The sequence below is a fragment of the Saccharothrix syringae genome (genome assembly GCF_009498035.1).
GTDB classification, from domain to species: Bacteria; Actinomycetota; Actinomycetes; order Mycobacteriales; family Pseudonocardiaceae; genus Actinosynnema; species Actinosynnema syringae.
In genome coordinates, this window is record NZ_CP034550.1 from 3201393 (window position 1) to 3222710 (window position 21318).

11 protein-coding genes are annotated in these 21318 nt (G+C 69.4%); 5 read left to right on the top strand and 6 right to left on the bottom strand.

The genetic code is table 11. From position 1 onward, the window contains the following. Positions 1–116: 116 nt before the first annotated feature. The 3 genes from EKG83_RS14670 to EKG83_RS14680 form a co-directional block, all read right to left on the bottom strand. Positions 117–479, bottom strand: a complete 363-nt coding sequence (locus EKG83_RS14670) for a trehalase-like domain-containing protein (protein ID WP_265590335.1) — start codon at positions 477–479, stop codon at positions 117–119. Positions 480–821: 342 nt separating this feature from the next. Beyond that, a complete protein-coding gene (locus EKG83_RS14675; protein WP_033435343.1) occupies positions 822–2033 on the bottom strand; it encodes a hypothetical protein in 1212 nt (403 codons plus the stop codon). Further along, the gene (locus tag EKG83_RS14680; protein ID WP_170191968.1) at positions 2030–2914 is read right to left on the bottom strand and encodes a sigma-70 family RNA polymerase sigma factor; all 885 of its coding nucleotides are present in this window, start codon (positions 2912–2914) and stop codon (positions 2030–2032) included. The genes EKG83_RS14675 and EKG83_RS14680 overlap by 4 nt, the downstream gene beginning before the upstream one ends. Positions 2915–3206: 292 nt before the next feature. Between EKG83_RS14680 and EKG83_RS14685 the strand changes: the two genes are divergently transcribed. Beyond that, a complete protein-coding gene (locus tag EKG83_RS14685; protein ID WP_033435342.1) occupies positions 3207–3470 on the top strand; it encodes a hypothetical protein in 264 nt (87 codons plus the stop codon). A gap of 442 nt (positions 3471–3912) precedes the next feature. On the opposite strand, the gene EKG83_RS14690 is transcribed toward EKG83_RS14685, so the two are convergent. Further along, on the bottom strand, positions 3913–5325 hold the full coding sequence (locus tag EKG83_RS14690) for a transposase (RefSeq protein ID WP_157591564.1): 1413 nt from the start codon (positions 5323–5325) through the stop codon (positions 3913–3915). A 500-nt stretch (positions 5326–5825) separates the two neighbouring features. Between EKG83_RS14690 and EKG83_RS14695 the strand changes: the two genes are divergently transcribed. The 3 genes from EKG83_RS14695 to EKG83_RS14705 are packed head-to-tail and all read left to right on the top strand — an operon-like array spanning position 5826 to position 16416. Continuing rightward, on the top strand, positions 5826–9185 hold the full coding sequence (locus tag EKG83_RS14695; RefSeq protein ID WP_153278099.1) for a LamG-like jellyroll fold domain-containing protein: 3360 nt from the start codon (positions 5826–5828) through the stop codon (positions 9183–9185). A 32-nt stretch (positions 9186–9217) separates the two neighbouring features. After that, complete coding sequence (locus tag EKG83_RS14700; protein ID WP_153278100.1) at positions 9218–16063, top strand: RHS repeat-associated core domain-containing protein; 6846 nt, start codon at positions 9218–9220, stop codon at positions 16061–16063. Continuing rightward, positions 16060–16416 (top strand): hypothetical protein, encoded by a 357-nt coding sequence (locus EKG83_RS14705; RefSeq protein WP_033435340.1) that lies wholly within the window; start codon positions 16060–16062, stop codon positions 16414–16416. Before EKG83_RS14700 ends, EKG83_RS14705 begins: the two co-directional genes overlap by 4 nt. A gap of 131 nt (positions 16417–16547) precedes the next feature. On the opposite strand, the gene EKG83_RS47730 is transcribed toward EKG83_RS14705, so the two are convergent. Both EKG83_RS47730 and EKG83_RS14715 read right to left on the bottom strand, forming a co-directional pair. Then, positions 16548–16886: an inositol monophosphatase family protein gene (locus tag EKG83_RS47730; RefSeq protein WP_322746670.1), complete on the bottom strand. Its 339-nt coding sequence runs from the start codon at positions 16884–16886 to the stop codon at positions 16548–16550. Positions 16887–16933: 47 nt separating this feature from the next. Continuing rightward, positions 16934–17227, bottom strand: coding sequence for an integrase core domain-containing protein (locus EKG83_RS14715; protein ID WP_211269296.1), 294 nt, complete (start codon positions 17225–17227; stop codon positions 16934–16936). A 743-nt stretch (positions 17228–17970) separates the two neighbouring features. Between EKG83_RS14715 and EKG83_RS14720 the strand changes: the two genes are divergently transcribed. Further along, positions 17971–21288, top strand: a complete 3318-nt coding sequence (locus tag EKG83_RS14720; RefSeq protein ID WP_051766938.1) for a CHAT domain-containing protein — start codon at positions 17971–17973, stop codon at positions 21286–21288. Positions 21289–21318: the final 30 nt, after the last annotated feature.

Sequence of the window (21318 nt, forward strand, 5' to 3'; positions counted from 1 at the left end):
TGGTCAAGTGGTCGCATCTTCGGGCTTGACTGAAGGCGACTTGCGGTGTGCTGTATGACTCTACCGCTCTGCTTGGGAGTTGCCGTTCGAGGTGCTTCTTGGAGTCAGTCGAGGTTTCACGGCGCGGCGTCGCGCAGCCAGCAGTACCGGTAGTCCCCGTTGCAGATGCCGCCCACTTCCTCGGGCGGGGAGATGGTGGCGGCGGCCATGATCGCGCCGTTGTCGTGGTGGACCAGGCCCTTGAGGGTCAGGGCCGAGCGCGGCACCAGGTCGGGTTCGATGGTGGGCAGTTTGAGTGTGGCGGTCCAGTCCGACCGGTGCGAGCTGGCGCGGGTCCGCCGCTCGGGCCCGCCGAGGGCGGCCTCGGACAGGTTGTCGGTGCCGCAGTGCAGTTTCAGCAGAATCGGCGCGCCCTCATATGGCCGGACGACCGCAGTGGCGGTCTCCTGCTGACTGGCGGAGGTGATCTGCCAGTCCACGGCCAGCGAGCGCAGCACCATCGGCTCTGACGCGTCTACGACGCAGGCCCTCGCGCTCGCACAGCAACCGCACCAGTTCTCTGGTGGTCACCCGGAACGCTGCCATGGCCGAGTGACCTGCGACGATGATTTTTCGAGCGGCACACCTGCCCGTCGCCGTCTCGACCGCGCGCCTACGCCACCGTGTTTACCGCGGCTGCCCTGGTGGTCGACGTCGTAGCGGTTGGGGGTGTTCTCGGCGGCCATGGTGCTCGGTCGCACCCAGGTGTCGACCCGCGGCTGGCGGTCGAGGAGGTGCTGCTTGCCGCGGTGTCGGTGGGCGCGGTGTCGGTGCCGGAGTGGTCACCCTGTCGTGCCCGACCGCCGTGTTTCATTTGCTCGCCGTGGTGGGCGGGGCCTGGCGGCGGCCGGTTCGGTGTCCGGTTTGTCGGGCAGGGTGGTCTGCGGGTACGGGAGGAGTAGCTCGGCCGCGAGGCGGGCGGCCCTGTCCCAGCGGCGCAGGATGAGGCGTCGGTTGACGCCGGATAGCTTGGCGAGCAGGTCGATCCGCTGCGGCATGGTCTCGTGGCCCAGGTCGGTGCGCAGGTTCACGATGGTGGCGAATGTGGTGGCGAGGTTGTGGGGGAGGTGGTCGAGCACGCTGGTGAGCAGGTGGGCGAGCTTTCTGGTGTCGGAGGCTGTGTTGTCGCCGGGGCGTAGCCCGGCCAGCCTGGACAGCATCGGCCCGACCTGGCGGTGGGGGTCTTGTAGTCCGCGGCCTCTCGCGAGGTGCTTGAGCTCCGCCACGAGTGCGAGGTCGTCGGCGAGGCGGCTGGTGGGGCGGTCAGTGTCGGCTGTGTCGGTCTTGCCCTGGCTGCGAGCCAGGATCCGCCCGACGGTGGCGGGTGGGGTGCGTCGTCGGGCGGTGCGGGCAAGGGGGGTGCCCAGTGAGGACAGCTCGAAGTCCACGAGCAGGTCGACTAGGGCGGTCATGGCGGTGGTGTCCGTCTCAGTGGCGGGTGCCCAGTCGTCGGCGGCGTGCCGGGAGGGCTGCTTCAGCAGGGCCGCGGTCAGTTCCGCACGAGCCTGGTCCAGGGCTGCCTCGGCCTTCCGCCGGTATGCGTCGGCCGTGTCGTCGTCCTGCGGAACCAAAGCGGAAAGGAACCAGGTGGGGGGCACGTTGGACGTGCGGTCCGCTCCTTCGAGAATGGCCGCGCCCCGAGCCGCCGCGCTGGCCACCGGGTCGAAAACGGCAAGGGCCGCAGCAGCGGCCTCGCGGCCGCTGGGAGGCACGGCCGGGTCGGTGATGATCGTCGAGAGCAGGTCCACAATGAGGCGGTGCTCCGTGCGGTCGTGGTCCGTGGCGCGGACCGCGGCCAGGCGGTGGCGCGGGTCCGCAGCGCTGTCGGAGGCGATCTTTTCGAGCAGACTCGCAACACGGTCGGCGCTCTGCGTGGAGGTGAGGTGGGCGAACGCGTCGGCCAGCCAGGCGGCGTGTTCGAGGGTGCGACGGGCGTCGTTCTCCTCGAACAGCTTCTTGACGCGGCCGGTGTCGGGGGTCGGTGTGGTGCTCATCTGTCCCCGCTTCCGATTATGGCGCGGGAAGTCGGGAAGCTGCCCGCGGCGTCCTGTCCGAGTTTTCTGGCCAGTTGCCTGCGGTAGCGGCGCAGGCGCTGCTCGACGGCCCCGGGGCTGGTGCCCAGGTAGGCGGCGACCTCGGGGAGTTTCCAACCGTGCAGGATCAGCAGTTCGGCGACCTCGCGGACGGGGCCGGGCATGGCGTCCAGAGCGGTGCGGACGACGTCCCGGGAGGCGGCGATCTCGGCCGGGTCGGTATGGGTGTCCAGGTGCCGGTCGGTGGTGTCCATCAGTGTGCCCAGGTCGTCCATCAGCAGGTCGGCGCCCTGCTCCTCGGTCCAGCCCTGCTCCTTGATCCAGTGGCGCCACACGTTGGGGAAGACCTGCACACACGTGCCGACGAAGTAGGTGGTCAGCGCGGTGCCGCCATCGGCCGACCAGCCGCGGCCGGCCACCGCCAACTTGCGGAAGAGGTTCAGCGCCTTGGCGATCGTCTCGCCGGCCAGTTCCAGGCGGTCGTCGCGGGAGCGGGCCAGCCGTTCGCGCCCCCGGTCCCCGTACGGCAGGCCGCGCCCTTTGGCTGCGCACTCGGCGAAGATCCGGCCGCGGCGTAACCACGCCAGCATCACCGGCAGGGCGTAGGCGGTGAGGTTGAACGCGAGCGCGTCGTAGGCGAACCCGGTGAACCCCTGCGCGGCGATCCGCGCGTAGAGCCGGCCGTCGGCGAGGTGCCGGGCCGCCCGCTCCAGCGCCTCGACCAGTTCGGCCCGTTCGGAGCCGGTGAGGTGCGGGTCGTCGAGCAAGGCCCGCGACGGGTCGTGGACCTGCCAGCGGACAGCGGGCGTGACCGGGGCGTCGCCACGCGGCGGGCTACCCACTTCGGGTTGTAAGTGCGCAGGTCGAGGCGCCTCGCACGCTTCGCTCCGCTCGCCGCCCATCCTCGCCACCCGTCAGCTCTTCCGCGCCCCGTCACGACGACCCGTCTCCTTCAATGACCAGGACACGGCTTCTCGTATGTCGGCCCGGGGCGACGACCCTACGGGCGCGGCGGAACTTTTTTGCCGATCTTCGTCACGCGTGCCGCGGCGTAGGCGCGGCCGGGCCCGGCGACCTACACCCCCGGTGTCAGCCGGGGCGGCCCCGGACCACCACGACCGACGGGACGAGCGCATGGCCACCCCGACTCCCGATCCGACCTGGGACGACGAACCCCGCCGCGGCGACCGCGACGGGCGTCGGGAACCCGGCAACCACCATGGCGGCCCGCTGCTGTCCCAGCGCGCCGCGGTAATCCTGCTGCTGGCCGTGCTGTGCGGGGTCGGCGCGGTGTTGCTGCTGACCTGGGCGGGGCAGCACCCGGGCCTGGCGATCGTGACCGGCTCGGCCGGGACGGCCGGCGCTGCGGCGCTGTTTAATACCCTGATCGGCGGGTGACCGACCACGGCGTCCCGGTGGGCTCCTCGGCCACCGCGCCCCTGGCCCTGTCGGCGGCCTGGCCGTGGTAGCCGCTGACAGGGTTACCGCGCACCGTGTGCGTCTGAGGCGTGTCGGCTGCTGGTGCTCGAGGAGGTGCTTGAGGCTGGCGGTGTTCGGCATGGCCACCTCGGCGGACGGCGGGTGCGTGCGGGAGCGTGATCGGGCCGTTCGGTCCGGTCACCGCAGAGCTTCGTCGGCGTGGTGACCGGGCCGCCGCGAGCCTGCGTGCCGGTTACGTCCGTGCACGCGTGCCGGTCGGCCGGCTGGGTCGTGTCGTGGTGGGCGTCGTCGTGGGGGTGGTGGCGATTGTTACCGGCTCGGCCGATGTGGCCAGCGCCGCGTGGAGGGGGTCTATCCAGTTGTCGGCTCTGGCCCGTAGTCGGGATGCTGCTGGTGATCTTTAGGCCGCGGTTGCCGCCAGGGTCTGGCAGAGTTGCTGGAAGTGCTCCGGTGGTCGAGGTGGTCGATCGGTTGTCGACTGCTGGCTGAGTCGGATGATGTTGGTTCCGGCGGCGGTGAGGACGTGCTGCATGTGGGTCGTGGCCAGGCCGCGGTAGCGGCAGTGCCGTAGCCCGTGGGCGCGGACGGTCTCGGAGACGGTGGCCTCGCATCCGGCCCGCATCGCGTACTTCGCTTTCCACTCCGGGGTCTTCTGCTCTGCTCTGGCGCGGGTCTGGATCTCCTGCAGAGGTCGGGGCAGCAGGAGAAGGTGTCGTCCTCTGTCGTCGGCGTTGCCGGTGCAGCGCTTGCGCACAGCGCACTTCCGACAGGCCGATCGTCTGAACAGGACGGATATGGTGGGATGCCGATCGGCGAGAGTCGGCTTCCAGGGCGGACTCACGATCCCCTGTGGACACGTGGCCGTCATGGCCTCCCAGTCGATGCTGAAGTCGTCCTTGGCGAAGCCGGGCCGTTCACCGGCCCGGGAGTCCTCACGGACCGGACCGACCATCGTGACCCCGTGGACGGTCGTGGCCCGGTGGATGCCCCGTGGGGTCAGGTAACCGGTGTCGACCAGGTGCTCCGCGGGCAGCATGCCCTGTCCTTTCAGCGCGGTGTGCACGCGGTCCAGGGCGTCGACGTCCTGCTCTGGGGCGGGGGTGGTCAGCACGTGCACGATGACACGCGGCATGAGATCGTCGCAGGTTTCGGTCTGATGATCCTTGTAGCCGATCCACTTCGCCTTGCCCGGCTTGTGGCTGAAATGCGCCTCGGGATCATAGGGGGACACGATCTCCATTCCCGACCATGGTACCTGCGCCGACTCCGGGTCGGGGCTTCCCGAGGCCGAGGGTGTGGAGGTCGACCGGCGCGGCACACCGCATCTGCTGTTGCGGTCCTTGGTCTGTTTCGGCTCCCTCCACCGCAATTCGCCGGTGCTGTCGTACCAGTACTGCCGGACCCAGACCCGCCGCAGGATGTCGACCTGTCCACCCCGGCGTAACCGTTGCGGGGTGGCCGGGTCGGCCAGGGCCCGCAGCACGCTCATCCCGTCCGCGCCCACCGTCAGGGCGTAGGCCTGCCGGGCATCGGCGCCCTGGGGCAGCCGGTCGTAGCGGACCGGACGACCGTAGCGCCGGGCCCACTCCGGGGCCACGATGCCGCCCAGCCAGTCCGGGTCGACGGCCGCCAGTTCCTCCAGTGCCGCCCGCAGCGTCTCCCCGACCAGCTCCAACCGTGACAACGCCCGCACCGCGGCCAGCACGTGCGTGGAATCGGTACGCTGCCGCCCCCTGGCCTTGACCAGACCGGCCGCGGCCAGCCTGTCCACCATCACCGCCAACAAGCGGCCCGCCCGGTCCCCCTCGGCCATCCGCCCCCGGAACCCACAAAGCACCGGTATCGCTGTGCTCGTGTGGATGCCGTTCGGGCCTTGGGGGCTGCGTGGTGGTGGCCGTGATGGCGCCCTGTGTCGAGGTGGACGAGGCCCTTGAGCGTGAGCACGGAGCGTGGCACCGGGTCCGGGTCGGCGGTGGGCAGCTTGAGTTTGGTGGCCCAGTCCGACCGGGACGCGCCCGCTCGGGCTCGCCCAGGGTGGGTTTGGACAGGTCATCGGTGTCGCGATGTGACCTGTGATGATGATCGTCGAGCGATACAGGTTGTGAGGCTCTGATCACAGAGCCTCCCTAACGGTGTTAGGCCGTTTGGCTGCTGCGCCGGGGTGGTTGAACCATCATGCTTCCTCCTTGGGTCGGGGGACCAGGCACAAAGCCGCGCTGGGCGCGGTGACGGGGGGATTTCTCTTTCATGGGACGCGCGCGTGCGCGCGCGGGGTCACCCCTGCGCGCTTTCGCCCTGGGGCTGGTGGCCTCCGTGGCGCTTGGTGTGGTGGTGCCGCAGCAGGCGGTGGCCGAGACGCCGGGGGTGGAGGCGGACGAGGCGACGGCGTCGCGGTATGCACAGGCGCGTGGTGAGTCGGTGGTGGTGGAGTCGGCGACCACGGAGACCGATGAGCTGAGGGCCAATCCGGATGGTTCGTTCACCTTCACGCAGCACCTGCAGCCGGTGCGGGTGCGGCGTGATGGCGGGTGGGTGCCGGTGGATTTGGCGTTGGAGCGTCGGGCGGACGGGATGTTCGGGCCGAAGGCGGCTCCGGTGGACGTGGTGTTCTCGCCGGGTGGCGTGGGGTCGGCCGACGACGCGGTGGCGCGGGTGGCGCGTGATGGGCACGCGGTGGGTCTGGGCTGGGGCGAGGATCTGCCTCCGGCGGTGGTGGACGGGGCGTCGTTGACCTACCCGGAGGTGCTGCCGGGCGTGGACCTGAAGGTCGAGGCCACGCTCGGCGGGTTCAGCGAGGTGTTGGTGGTCAAGACGCCGCAGGCGGGGCAGAGCGAGGAGTTGGAGCGGATCGCGTTCCGCACGCACGCCGAGGGGGTGCGGGTGGAGGAGCGGTCGGACGAGAGCGGCGCTTTGGTGGTCAAGGACGCGGCGGGGACGCCGGTGCTGTCCGGTGACGCCTCGTCGATGTGGGACTCCTCCGGCGGCAGCCCGGACAACCACACCGAGGGCCCGGCCGAGGGGGACCGCCGGGCGGAGATGGACGTGGAGGTCGGCGCGGACACGGTGGCGGTGCTGCCGGACCGGGAGTTCCTGGCCGCGCGGGACACCACCTACCCGGTGCTGATCGACCCCGGGTACTACTGCCCCAACTGCGGCAAGGTGCACCACGTGGTGGTGCAGGAGCCGTGGCCCGACGCCCGCAACTTCGACCGCACCGATGGCGCGTTGGGTGACCTGAAGGCGGGTTTCCTCAACGCGGCGTCGCTGAACGCCGGCCGCAACGGCCGGTCCAGGACCTATCTGCAGATGCACACCGCGCCGATCGTGGGCAAGTACATCGATCAGGCGACGCTGCGCACCACGGTGGTCGGCACCTACTCGTGTTCGCCGTCGGCGACGCAGCTGTACCTGAGCCCGAACATCGACGGCAACACCACGTGGGCCAACCAGCCGGGCTGGTACTACCTGCTCTCGGAGAGCAACGTGGCCAACAACCCGACCTACTGCCCGGGGCCCAGTGGGGCGGACTTCGACGCGACCCGCGCGGTGCGGCAGGCGTCCAACGAGGGCTGGAACTGGACGACGTTTCTGTTGCAGGCCAAGAACGAGGGGGAGCTGGACACCTCGTGGCGGCGGTTCGACTTGAACCCGTACCTGGAGGTCGTCTACAACAGTTGGCCGTTCATGCCCACCGCATTGGGCATGGAGGGCTGGGGTCCGGGTGGGTCGGATGCGATCCCGTGTGTGACGGGTGTGGGGCGGTCGGCGGTGTTCACGCGGACGCCGCGGTTGCGGGCGCGGATGAACGATCCGGACGGCGGGATCATGGATGCGATGTTCCGGGTGTTCGACGGGGTGGCGCCGAACCTGTCGGCTGGCTACACCGACCACTACACCAACGGGATTCCGGCGGGGTCGTTCGCCGAGGTGACGGTGCCGTCGGGCCGGATCACCCATGACGGGTTGTTCACGTGGCGGGTGTGGGGCAGTGACCACGGGTTGTTCACCGGCACGGTGGACTGCGAGTTCGAGGTGGACAGCGTCGCCCCGAGTGCGCCGGTGGTGTCCTCGTCAGACTATCTGGCTGTTGATGGTCCGCACGGCAGTGTGGGGCGGACCGGCACGTTCACGTTCAACCCCGGCGTGCTGACCGGGTTGGGCGGGACGATGGACGTGCGTCGTTACGGGTGGTCGCTCAACGACGACACCGCCATCACCCACTCGGCGGCGGTGCAGTCGGCCGATGGCACGGTGACGGTGCCGATCACGCCGACGAAGGTCGGGACGAACGTGTTGTACGTGACGGCGTTCGACCGGGCGGGCAACCGGCCGGCGGCCAACGCGGTGTACGTGTTCGACGTCGCCGGGCCGGCCGATGTGAAGGCCGGGTGGACCTTTGACGAGACCGGGGGCTCGGTCGCGCAGGACAGCGCGGGCAACAAGCCCCTGACGGTGACGGGTGGCTCGTTCGCCGCGGGGTACTCGGGTAACGGTCTGTCGTTCTCCAGTGGCGCGGCGGTCTCGTCGGGTCCGGTGGTGGACACTTCTCGGGCGTTCTCGGTGTCGACGTGGGTGAAGTTGGATCGCGTGGACGGCTACTTCACTGCGGTGAGTCAGGATGGTGGCAGCGCCAGTTCGTTCTTCCTGGGGTACAGCCAGGACGTCAATCGCTGGACGATGGCCGCGCCGGGTGCGGATTCGAATACCGCCGGGACCGCGCGGGCGTCGTCGACGAGTGTGCCGCAGACGGGGGTGTGGACCAACCTGGTGGGGACTTACGACCCGGACAGCGACAGTCTGAAGCTCTATGTCGATGGCAGGTACCAGGGTGCTGCGACGGTGGCGACGTGGAATGCGACGGGTGCGTTCGTCGTGGGTGCGGCGAAGTGGGGCGGGGCGCGGGTCAACCGGTTTCCGGGCTCGGTCGACCACACCCTGGTCTGGGACCGGGTGCTGGCAGCCGAGGAGGTCGCGACGCAGGCCAACCTGGCGGTGCTGCGGGCCCGGTACACACTCGACGAGCGGACCGGCACGACGACCGTTGACCGGGTATCGGGCCAGAACGCCTCGTTGACCGGCGAACTGCTGTGGGGTGGGTACCCGAGCGCGGCGGCTCCGACCGAGGAGAAGTGGCTGAACTTCGGTTCGGCGGGCACCGGGGAGGTCGCCGCGCCGCAGCCAGTGTTGTTCTCCTCGGCCCGCTCGTACACGGTCAGCGCGTGGGTGCAGCTCAGTGGGGACACCGGTGTGCGGCGCGTGGCGGTCAGTGGCCAGGATGGCGCGTACTCCCCGTTCACGCTGGGCTACAACGGAACGCGGTGGGAGTTCTCGGTGTCCCAGTCGGCGTCCGGTCCGGTGGCGGCGGTCGCGTTGTCCGACTTCGAGGCGATGCCGGGCCAGTGGGTCCACCTGGTGGCGACCTTCGACGCGACCACCGGGCGCATCGCCCTCTTCGCGAACGGTTTCCGCCAGAGCACGTTCTCCGGCACGACGGCGGACGGCAGCGGTGTTACGAGCCGGTCGACGACGGGCGGTCTGCGGTTCGGGCGGGCCACGGTCGCCGGTGCTGCTACCGACCGGTGGACCGGTGACCTCGACGACGTCCACGTCTACTCGGGTCTGCTGGCGGACGACGACATCCTCGATCTCTGCAACACCACCTTCCACTTCTGACCGTCACCACGAGAATGTCGAGAGGTCGCGCTGTGAGCGTTTCCCCGCGTGAGTGGGCCAGGAAGGCCGTCGCGTTCGGTGTGGTGGTGGTGCTGACCACGTCGATCACGCAAGCCGTGGCCGTTGCCGCCGAGTCTGATTGGCGGGTGGGGCTGCAGGAGGAGGTGTCCTCCCCGGCCTATCCGGTGGAAGTCAGGCAGCTCCCGCGGGACCCGGCGGCTGGTGCGGTGGTCACGGCACCGGCGGCGGGTGTGGTGTGGCCTCGGGCGATGGTCGGCGAGGTGGACTTCGCGGCGGCCGGTGGTACGCCCGCGCAGGCGGCGGCGCGTGCGACGGGTCGTCCGGTGCGGGCTGCCGGGACGCCGGTCGCGGTGGGGTTGAGGGGCCAGGCGGGGGCGCGGCTGGCGAAGTCGGGCAAGGTGCGCGTCCGGGTGCACGAGCGGAAGTTCGACGCGGTGGTGTTCAGCGTGTCCGACGCCGGGGGCGTCAAGGACAAGCCGTTGGATGTGGTGTTCGATTACTCGTCGTTCGGGTCGGCGTTCGGTGGTGACTACGCGTCCCGACTGCGCCTGGTGCGGTTGCCGTCGTGTGCGACGACCGCGCCGGAGAAGGCTGAGTGCCAGGCCGCCACGTCGGTGGAGGGTGCGGCGAACGACACGACTGCGGGTGTGCTGTCGGCTTCGGTGACGGTGAGTTCGGAGCCGGTGGTGTTCGCGGCGACGGCTGCAGCGTCGGGTCCGGCTGGTTCCTATTCGGCGACGTCGCTGGCCCCGGCCGGCTCGTGGAACGCCGGCGGCTCGTCGGGTGACTTCACCTACAGCTACCCGATGCGGGTGCCGCCTGCTGTGGGTGGTGGGGCGCCGTCGGTGTCGTTGGGGTACTCGGCGCAGAGTTTGGACGGGCGGACGTCGTCGACGAACAACCAGGCGTCGTGGGCCGGTGACGGGTGGGACCTGTCGCCCGCAGGGTTTATCGAGCGGCAGTACAAGCCGTGCTCGTTGGACCTGGGCGGCAACAACGGTCAGACCAAGACCGGTGACCAGTGCTGGGCCATCGACAACGCCACGATCAGCCTGGTCGGGGTGTCGGGCAAGTTGGTGCGCGTCGGCACGAGCAACCAGTGGCGGACCGAGTCCGATGACGGTGCGCGGATCGAGCGGTTGTTCAACGCCGCCAACGGTGACAACAACGGTGAGCACTGGAAGGTCACCACGCCGGATGGCACGCAGTACTTCCTGGGGCTCAACCGGTTGCCGGGGTGGTCGGAGGGCAGGCCGGAGACGCAGTCGGCGTGGACCGTGCCGGTATACGGCAACCACGCCGGTGAGGAGTGCCACCAGGCCGCGTTCGACGCCTCGTGGTGCCAGCAGGCGTACCGGTGGAACCTGGACTACTCGGTCGATCCGCACGGCAACGTCACCACGTACTACTACCAGCGCGAGTTCAACCGCTACGGCCGCAACGCCGACCCGGCCAAGGGCACCGACTACGTGCGCGGCGGCTGGCTGGACCGGATCGACTACGGCCTGCGCAGTGACAACGTCTTCGGCCACCCCGGTGCCCGGGTCGGTTTCGAGACCGCCGAACGCTGCCTGCCCTCCGGCACGGTCACCTGCGACCCGTCGCAGCTCAACGCTTCGACGGCGGCGTCGTGGCCGGATGTGCCGTTCGACCAGATCTGCGGCGCGGGTGAGTCGTGCACCAACCGGCTGACCCCGTCGTTCTTCACCCGCAAGAAGCTGACCAAGGTGGTCACGCGGGTCTCGGACGGTGGCAGCGGGTTCCGGGACGTGGACTCCTGGGCATTGGAGCACCAGTTCCTGGGCACCGGTGACGGGTTGGCGCCGGCGCTGAACCTGCACAAGGTGACCCACACGGGTCTGGTGGGTGGCAGTGTGGCGTTGCCGGCGACGGTGTTCGCGCACAAGGCGTTGCCCAACCGGGTGGACACCGGCAGTGACAACCGGCCGCCGATCACTCGGTACCGGGTCGTGGGGATCACCGGTGAGGCGGGTTCTCACACGCAGGTCGAGTACAGCGGCGCGGACTGCGTGGCGGGTTCGCGGATGCCCGCGGCGGCGGAGTCGAACGCGCTGCGGTGCTATCCGTCGTGGTGGACTCCGGACGGTGGTCGGGAGCCCGAGCTGCACTGGTTCCACAAGTACGTGGTCACGACTGTGGTCGACGACGACCGCACCGGCGCGTCGAGCCTGGTCAAGACCAACTACACCTATCTGGGCGACCCGGCGTGGCATTTCGACGAGGCCGAGTTCGCCGAGCCCGACCGTCGTACCTGGTCCCAGTGGCGCGGCTACGGCACGGTGCGCATGACCAAGGGAGATCCGTCGGGTCCGCAGTCGGTCACCGAGACGGTCTTCGGCCGGGGCATGGACGGCGACCGGCTCCCGTCGGGCACGCGTGAGGCGTGGATCACCACGTCCGAGGGCGAGCCGGTCCGGGATGTGGAGCGGTTGCGCGGGTTCGTGCGCGAGACGCGGCAGTACAACGCCGGCCGGCTGGTGTCGGCGTCGGTCAACGACCCGTACCTGCCCGACACCCCGACCGCGACGGACGCGGCGGGTAACAAGGCGTACGTGACCGGGAACGCCTCGGTGCGCGGCCGGACCCTGCTGGAGAGCGGTGCGTGGCGGCGTACGCGGGTGGACAAGGGCGACTTCACGCCCGAGGGGGTGGCCCGGCGTACCGAGGATCACGGCGATCTCGCGGTGACCGGGGACGAGACCTGCACCCGTTCGACGTTCGCCCGCAACGAGACCGCCTGGCTGCTCACGTTGGCCTCACAGGTGGAGACGGTGGTGGGTACCTGTGCGGTGACGGCGTCGCCGACCACGATCCAGTCGTTGGCCCGCTCGTACTACGACGACCAGGCATTCGGTGTCGCACCGACGCGCGGTCTGATCACCAAGGCCGAGGTGCTCGACAAGTGGGACGCCTCCGGCCAGACCTGGGTGACCGCCTCGCGCGCCACCTACGACGCGATCGGCCGTCCCCTGGACGTGTGGGATGCGCGGGGTGAGAAGACCACCACCGACTACACCCCCGACACCGGCCCGCTGACCGAGATCTCCAGCACCAACCCGCTCGGGCACGTCACCCGCGAATACCTCGACCCGGCGTGGGGCCTGTCGACCGCGTCGGTGGACGCCAACAACCGCCGCGCCGACCTCACCTACGACCCACTCGGCCGGCTGACCGCCGCGTGGACGCCGGGGCGGAGCAAGGCCGAGGGACACACCGCCAACGCGGCATTCGAGTACCAGTACAACAACGACAAGCCCAGCGTCGTCGTCACCAAGCAGCTCCAAGACAACAACCGCTACCTGGCGGCGTACACGCTCTACGACGGCCTGCTGCGCGAACGCCAGACCCAGACCCCCTCACCGGGCGCCAGCGGCGGCCGACTGGTCACCGACACCTTCTACGACTCCCGCGGCCTGCCCTACAAGACCAACAGCCTGCGGTGGAACGCCGAGGCTCCCAACGGCACGCTGGCGGGCAGCCTGGACAACGAGGTGCACAGCCAGACCGTCACCGAGTACGACGGCATGGGGCGACCGACCGCGGCGATCTTCAAGAAGCTCGGGATCGAGCAGTGGCGCACCACCACCTCCTACGGCGGCGACCGCGTCAAGACCACCCCGCCCCAGGGCGCCGCGGCCACCACGATCATCAGCGACGCCCAGGGCCGCACGGTCGAGAAGCGCCAGCACACCGCCGGCGTGGACAGCCCGTTCGACGCGACCAGGTACGCCTACAACGCCGCCGGCCTGCTCACCACCCTGACCGACCCGGTGGGCAACCAGTGGCGCTACACCTACGACCTGCGCGGCCGCGTGATCGCCACCGACGACCCGGACACCGGCCACAGCAGCGTCACCTACAACGCCGCAGGTCAGGTTCTGTCCAGCACCGACGCCCAGGGCCGCACGGTCGCCAACGCCTACGACAAGCTCGGCCGCCTGACCGCCAAGCACCAGGACTCCCTCACCGGCACCACGCTCTCCTCCTGGGAGTACGACACCCTGCCCGGCGGCACCGGCCTGCTGACCTCCTCCACCCGCTTCACGGACGGGCAGGCATACAAGCGTCAGGTCCACGGCTACGACATCGCCGGACGCCCGACCGGCGAACTGGTCACAATCCCCTCCACCGAGGGCGTGCTCGGCACCACGTACCAGGTGCGGCAGACCTACCACCCGCTCACCGGCAAACCGGCCACCACTGGCTACATGTCCGTCTTCTCCGGAGATCGGGAGATCGTCTCCAAAGAAGCCGTCACCTCGGCGTACAACACGACGAACGGTGTGCTGGAGAAGACGGTCGGAAACCAGGTTTACGTCGACAGCACCATCTACTCCAGCTTCGGGGAAGTCCTGGAGCTCACCTACGACAACGCCGCCCCGAACGCGGCCAAGAACCTCCAAGTCACCAACTTCTACGAACTCGGCACCCGCCGGCTGGAACGCACCATCGCCAGCCGCGAGACCACGACCGACAACCGCCTGGCCGACCGCACCTACACCTACGACCCGGCCGGCAACATCACCAAGGTCGCCGACACCCCCGGGAGCCGGGTGCCAGACACCCAGTGCTTCGCCTACGACCACCTGCAGCGCATGACCGAGGCATGGACCCCGGGTTCCGGTGACTGCACCGCCACCCGGTCGGCCACCGCCCTGGGCGGCCCGGCCCCGTACTGGCACTCGTGGACCTTCGACAAGACCGGCAACCGCCTGACCGAGACCCAGCACGCGGCGGCCGGCGACACGGTGCGGACGACCACCTACCCGGCCGCCGGGGCGGCACAACCGCACACCGCCCGCTCGGTGACCACCACGAGCCCCAACGGGACGTCACTGGACACGTTCGACTACGACAGCACCGGCCGCACCAAGACGCGCAAGATCGGTGGCGACACCCAAACCTTGGAGTACGACGCCGAGGGCCGGGTGTCCCGGATCGTCAACGCGGACGGCAAGGAGTCGAAGTACCTCTACGACGCCGACGGCTCGCGGCTGATCAGTCGTGAGCCGTCCGCGACCACGTTGTACGTGTTCGGCCAGGAGATCCGCCTGGAAACCGGCACCAGCATCCCGTCGTGGACCCGCTGGTACTCCCACGGCGGCCAGACCGTGGCGGTGCGCAACAGCGTGACGGGCCTGAAGTGGCTGATCCCGGACCACCAGGGCACCAACCAGATCACCGTCGCCAAGGACGCCAACCTCACCGTCACCCAACGTCGTCAGACGCCCTATGGCGCCCAGCGCGGTCCGACGCCTGGTGCGTGGCCGGATCGCCTGGGCTTCGTGGGTGGTCGCAACGACGAGTCGGGTCTGACCAGTGTCGGTGCGCGGTTGTACGACAACGCCTCGGGCCGGTTCCTCTCCGCCGACCCGGTGATCGACAACAATGATCCGCAGCAGCTCAACGGTTACGCCTACGCCAACAACAGCCCGGTGACGTTCAGCGACCCGACCGGCCTGATCCGCGACTGCGGTCCCGACGGCGTGTTCTGCGGGATCGACAAGCGGCTGCACGCAACCGGCACTACCGACAAGTCGCCGCAGTTCAGGGCCGAGAGGCAGGCCGCCCAGAACTACAAGCGCGCGGTCCAGCAGTACACCAAGGCCGTTGCGGACGAGACCGCCAAGGCGATGGCCAGTCAGGGCATCAGCAAGGAGGACTACGAGCGGGCCCTGGCCGATGCCCACAAGACCAAGTGGGATGTGATCAAGGAAGTCGCCTGGGACGTCCTGAAGGAGATCTCGGGCTGGAACGACATTGTCGACTGCTTCACCAAGGGGGACATCTGGGGTTGCGCCGGCATGGTCGCGGGCCTGGTGCCGTGGGGCAAGGTCGGCAAGATCCTCGAAGCCGGCTGGAACGCCATCAAGGCCGTTGATCGCCTGGCCTCGATCGTCAGCAAGGCCCAGGGCGTGCTGCGCCGCGTGCAGGGTATCGCCGAGCAGGCGACCCGGGCCGTCACCGAGAAGTTCCAGAAGCTCATCTCCGGAGGCGGTGGGAGCTGCCCGGTTAAGCACAGCTTCGTCGGCACGACCTTGGTGCTGATGGCCGACGGCTCGACCAAGCCGATCTCCGAGGTTGGGATCGGCGACAGGGTCAAGGCCACCGACCCGGCCACGGGTGAGACCACCGACCGCGAGGTCGTCGCCACCATCGTCCACGACGACGAAGGCGACATGACCCGCCTAACCGTGGCCGGCCAGGACGGCACCACGGGCAGTGTGGAGGCGACCTCCTGGCACCCGGTCTGGGTGAACGCCGAAGGCCGCTTCGTCAAGATCAGTGATCTCAGGCCGGGGCAGGTCCTCACCTCCGCCGACGGCACCTCGCCCCAGGTCACCGATGTCGACCGGTACACGCACTACGAACCGGTCTACGACCTGACCGTCGAAGGTGTCCACACCTACTATGTGGTGGCAGGTGCGGACGATCTCCTGGTCCACAACAACAACGGGTGCGGAGTCACCCCGCACGATGGTGGAACGCATGACGAGCACGACAACTTCATCTCGGGCTCGGCTGAGGGGCAGAAGCTCGCGGACCAGTTGCGGGAGGAGTCGGCCAACTCCCTCTTCGCCGGCGACGGCACCCTGGTGCCCGAAGTCCTCGGGGATTCGCCTCAGGTCATGGCCGGGGAACAAATGGGGAACACGGCGCTGCAGGTGAGGTTCGCGCAAAGTGGGGGTGCGGCGGAGTGGGGCAAGTACTCCACGCCCACGCACCAGAGCCCGTACGGCCCGTTCCAGGTGCACTTCTACCACAATCCCGGGTCCGGGGAAGTGATGTACGATTTCGACTACAAGGTGGTCATGAACCGGAGGAAGTCGGGATGAAGGTCAGGTTCACGGGCTCCGACGGCTTCGAACGGCGGGTTTCGCAGGGGGCGGCCTCCCTTCGGGAGGGAGCGGAGTACGTGGTGCTTGAGATCTTCGCGCAGGCCGACGGTGCCAACAAGTTCCGCATCGAGTACTCGGATTCGGAACTTCCGGCCCTTTTCGACTCAAGGCTCTTCGAGGTGTCGTCGGATGAGATCCCGAAGGGGTGGACCATCACCCGTAACTGGAACGGGTCCCTGACCCTGGGGCCGAAGGAGTGGGCTCGGCCGGAATTCTGGGAGGCGTTCATCGATCATCAGAGCTGGGCTGTCGAGCTGTACGCGGTAGGTCGCTCGAAGGCTCTGGGGTGATTCCCGCGCGCTTCGTCGACCACTCCTGAAGGTTCCTGACTTGGAAACCCGATGAACGATCACGGCGGCCCCACCGGAAATCCATCCGGTGGGGCCGCCGTGGTATGTCGTGGGGAGGAATGTGCACGGCATCACGCCGGAACGCCGCGTGCCCGCAGCTCCGCCAGCGCCCCCAGCAGCCGGTCCCGCAACTCCGGTCGGCAGATCACCAGATCCGGGATCAGAGGATCGCGGTTGCCGTACACCATCGGCCCACCGTCCACTCGGGACGCCTGCGCCCCGGCCGCCAAAGCCACCGCAACCGGTGCCGCGCTGTCCCACTCGTACTGCCCACCGGCGTGCACGTAGGCATCAACCTCCCCGGCGTACACCGCCATCGCCTTGACCCCGGCCGACCCCATGGGCACCAGCTCCACGTCCGCCACCTCGGCCAACCCGTCCACCAACGCCGGCCGGTGGCTGCGGCTCACCGCCACCTGTGGGGTGCCAGAAGTCGGCCGTATGGTCTGACCTGCGGTTAAGCGGCTGTGGGTTCGTACTCGTTGATCAGGCCACCGAGAACCGGCTGGCGGCGTATCGAGGTACAGCCCGGCTCTGCGATCGGCTGGTCTGGTCGTGGTGGTGTGAGTTGTAGAGCTTGGTGTGGTCTGCGGTGGTTGTAGTGGGTCGCGTAGCGGTCCAGGACCGCACGTAGGTGGTGTTCGTTGAGGATGAGCAGTCGGTCGGTGGCTTCGCGTCGGACGGTGCTGACGAACCGCTCGACGTAGGCGTTGGCTCGCGGACACCGTGTGGGGTGCCAATAGTCGGCCACATGGTCTGACCTGCGGTTAGGCGGCAGTGGGTTCGTACTCGTTGATCAGGCCGCCAAGGACTGCCGGTGCCTCGGGCCCAGGGCGGCGTAGTTACGCGGTCTGCGAGCGGCGCGACGGGTATGGCCGTACCGCCGAAGTGCCCAGCTCCAGTGAAGGCCAACTACTTGACGAGTGCACATGTGTTCGACGGCCGTAGCGGTCGACATAAGACCGTGGTGGGAGGAAGATGGGAGGCGATTGGGAGGATTCAAGGAGAATGAACCGGAGTGAATCGTGATGAAGTGCATTCAACTGCACCGTCGCCACCTGCCAATTTAGTGTTTTCGCAGGTCAGGCCATGATTTGGGCAACTCTGGGGGTTGAGTCTGCAACATATGGGTTGGTCAAGGGGTCGTCTCTTCAAGCTGGACTGAAGGCGACTCGTGATGTGCGACAACACTGTATCGCGTTGCCTGTAGCCGCGTCGGGTGCGGTGCTTGCTTTCTTCAGTGATAGTCCTTGTCTATCCGTACTGACGGTGTCTTGAGCTGTACAGGTCCGGATCGGTCCTGTTCGGTTGCCTCGAGGTTGCGGGTTCTGTGCTCTGGACAAGGTTGGCGCCGTTCTGCCGGTTGACCGCGGGGCGCCCTCGTGCTGTCGCGTCACCTGGTGCTTCGACCTGCTCTCCGTCCTTCGCGACCGGTAGGCGCTTGCACTACCGTCGTCGGATGACGGACTGTGGCGCCGGGCTTCGGGAGGCTGCTTGACCGGGGAGGTCGCGGAGCACCGGAACGTGGTCACGGGCGACGGCGGTAAGTGCGTTGTGGTGCAGGGCCGCGACATCAGGGGCGGTGTCGCGGTCACGGTCGAGTCGCCCGGTTCCTCGTGGCGGGCGCCTCGGCAGTTGCCCCTGCCCGTAGCCGGATTCGTCGGACGCATCCAGGAACAGGAAGCCCTGGACGGGATGCTCGAGGACGGGAGCGGTGCCGCGGTCATCTCCGCCTTGGCAGGAACGGCGGGGGTCGGCAAGACGGCGCTCGCCGTCCGCTGGGCCCACGACGTGCGGGACCGGTTCCCCGATGGGCAGCTGTACGTGGACCTGCGGGGGTACGACGCGCAGCCGCCCGTGTCGGCTGGCGAGGCCCTTGCCGGGTTCCTCCGCGCGTTGGGCGTCACCGCGGTGCCGGCCGACCTCGACGAACGAGCCGCGCTGTACCGGTCGTCGTTGGCCGGACGTCGCGTGCTGGTGCTGCTGGACAACGCCCGCGACGCCGCCCAGGTGCTGCCGCTGCTGCCGGCGAGCCCAAGCTGCTTCGTCCTTGTGACCAGTCGGGACAGCCTGCCCGAACTGCGCGTCCGCTACCGCGCCCGCAAGGTCGACCTGGGGGTCCTGACCTTGGAGGAGTCGCTGACCATGCTGAGCGACTCGCTCGGGGACCGGGTGCGGCAGCACCCCGCGGACGCCGTCGAACTCGTCAACCGGTGCGCCAACCTGCCGCTCGCCCTGCGGGTGGTCGCGGAGACGGCCGTTGCCCGCCCGCGCAGCACGCTGCGCCAGTTGGCGGGGGAGCTGGGGGACGGGGGCGAGAGCGACGTGGCGGCGGTCATCTCCTGGTCCGTCCGCCAGTTGGACGAGCACCGCGCCGCCGCGTTCCGATTGCTGGGCCTGCACCCCGGGCGGGACTTCGACGCGACCGCGCTGGCCGCGCTCGCCGGGGTGACCGTCGGGGAAGCCGAGGACCTGGTGGACGGCTTGGCGCGGGTGCACCTGATCGAAGAGGTACACGACCAGCGCTTCCGCATGCACGACCTGCTGCGCAACCACGCGCGGCGACTGGCCGCCGACATGGACCCGAGCGCCGCGCACATCGCGTTCTCCCGGCTGTTCGACCACTACCTGCACCTCAGCGGCCTGGCGGTGGAGGCCATGGTCGGACCGGAGGTGACCTGGTCGTCGCTCGACTGGCTGCCGGCGACCGCCACGCGGCCGCATGAACCCGACGTGGCACGCGAGTGGATTGAGGACGAGATCGTCAACCTCGCCACCGTCGCGGCCGAGGGGATGAGGAGAGGTGAGTACGACCTCACCCTGGGGCGCATGCTGCGCAACCTCGGCACCGCGTATCGGCTCGTCGGCGACCTGCCCTCGGCGCTGCGCCAGTTCGGGCACGCCGCGGACCTTCTGGGACGGCGGCTGCCCGGCACCACCAACGGGATAGCGCTGGATCGCGCCGCGACCTTGCTCGCCGCAGGGCTGGCCTCCCAGGCGGAAGCCGTGCTCGCCCTCCACCGCCCCGACTTCACGCACCTGGAGGCCGCGGAGGCCGATCACCAGCTCGCGATCGCCGCCCTGGTCAAAAGCAATCACAACCAGGCCCTCCGGCTCGCCGGTCGGGCACGACACGTGTTCTCGACCCACGGCCGCGGCGAACCCGCCGCCGTCAGCGCACTGGTTCGGCTGACGGCTGCCGCGGCTGCCGCGGCTGCCGCGGCAGCCGCGGCAGGGCACCGGTGGATCCCGGGGAGCGAGGAGCTGTCGGTCGCCGCCGAACTGGACCGCTGCGGGTTCCACGACGCCGCGGTCGTGGCCCGCCTGCTCGTCGTGCGGTTGCGGATCGCGGGAGGCGATCTGCGCGCGGCGACCGAAGCCCTCGACGAGCACGAGCGCGAGGAGGGCGCGCCGATCGACATCGTGATACTCCGCGCGCTGTGTCGCATCGAACTCTTCGTAGCCCGGGGAGAGCCGTCACGGGCGCTGGCCGAGGCGCGGGCGGCTCTGGAGGGGATCGACCGGTCTGCGGGGCCGGTGCTCTGCCGTCCCCTGCTGGACGTGCACGACCGCCGCTTGACAGCTCTCACCTCGCGATTGGTGTCCAGCGCCCTCGATCCCTGGCAGGTCCTGGACGTCACCGAGCGGACCCGCGCCGGCGTGGCGCGCCAAGTGCCGACGCGTGCCGCGCTGCACCCCGCGCTCACCGACAGGCTCACCCAAATCCGTTTCCTGACCCGTGCCATCGGCACGACATCGCGCGCCGACCCGACATGGGACGCCCTGCATCGGCGATTGGCGCGGATGCGGCGCGAAGCCGCTCTCCTCGGCTGGGTGGAGCAGGCCCACGACCCGGTCGCACCGCAGCACCTCGCGACGCGTCTCGGCGCACGAGCGCTGGTCGCCTTCACCGAGGCGTGGGACGGTCTGCTCGCCGTCGTCCTTGTCGACCACACCGCGACCGTCATACGCCTCGGCGACGCCGCCCGGTCGTTCGAAGACGTCCGGGGGCTGCACGCCGACCTCGACGCCATCGCACCCGATGACCTGCCCGGATACCTGGTCGACGTCATCGCCGCCTCGGCCCGTCGCCGGGCGGCCCGGTTGGACGAGGTGCTGCTCGAACCCCTGGCGGACCGGATCGCCGACCGGGACCTCGTCGTTCTGCCCACCGGCGTGCTCCACGTCCTGCCCTGGTCGACGCTGCCTTCACTACAAGGGCGGGCGGTGGTGGTGGCGCCCTCCGCGACGGCCTGGGTGGAGCGGCACGACGACGGTCGACGCGGGGGCGGCCGGGTGGTCGTCGTCGCTGGCCCGAAGTCGACACCGGACGTGACACGACCACTGCGACACCACCACCGGGTCGACCTGCTCGCGAACGAACGCGCCATCGCGGACGACGTGCTCTCCGCGATGGACAACGCGGCGCTGGTCCACCTCGCCGCGTCCAGCGAGCACCAGCCCGAGAACACGGCCTTCTCCACCGTGCGGCTCCACGACCGCGCGGTCCACGCCCACGAGATCGGCGACCTCAAACAACCGCCGGACATCGTCCTGTTGGACGGTGCCGACCTCCAGGGCGGACAAGCCGGGACCGGCGCCGAGATGCTCGGCTTCGCCGGCGGCTTGATCAAGGCCGGCGTGCGCACCGTCGTGGTCGCGGCGGCACGCACCGGCATCGACACCGGCGCCGACGCGGTGCGCGAGTTCCACGTGGCCATCGCCAGGGGCGAGTCCCCGGCCCGAGCGGTCGCCACCATCAATGCTGGAAACCCGCTACGCCGGACCTTCCTCTGCATCGGGCACGGATGACACAGCGACTGCTCCCCGCCGAATCCGGCA

Coding starts and splice junctions, on each gene's coding strand:
- EKG83_RS14675 (WP_033435343.1), bottom strand. CDS start 2,033: ATGAGCACCACACCGACCCCCGACACCGGCCGCGTCAAGAAGCTGTTC.
- EKG83_RS14685 (WP_033435342.1), top strand. CDS start 3,207: ATGGCCACCCCGACTCCCGATCCGACCTGGGACGACGAACCCCGCCGC.
- EKG83_RS14690 (WP_157591564.1), bottom strand. CDS start 5,325: ATGGCCGAGGGGGACCGGGCGGGCCGCTTGTTGGCGGTGATGGTGGAC.
- EKG83_RS14705 (WP_033435340.1), top strand. CDS start 16,060: ATGAAGGTCAGGTTCACGGGCTCCGACGGCTTCGAACGGCGGGTTTCG.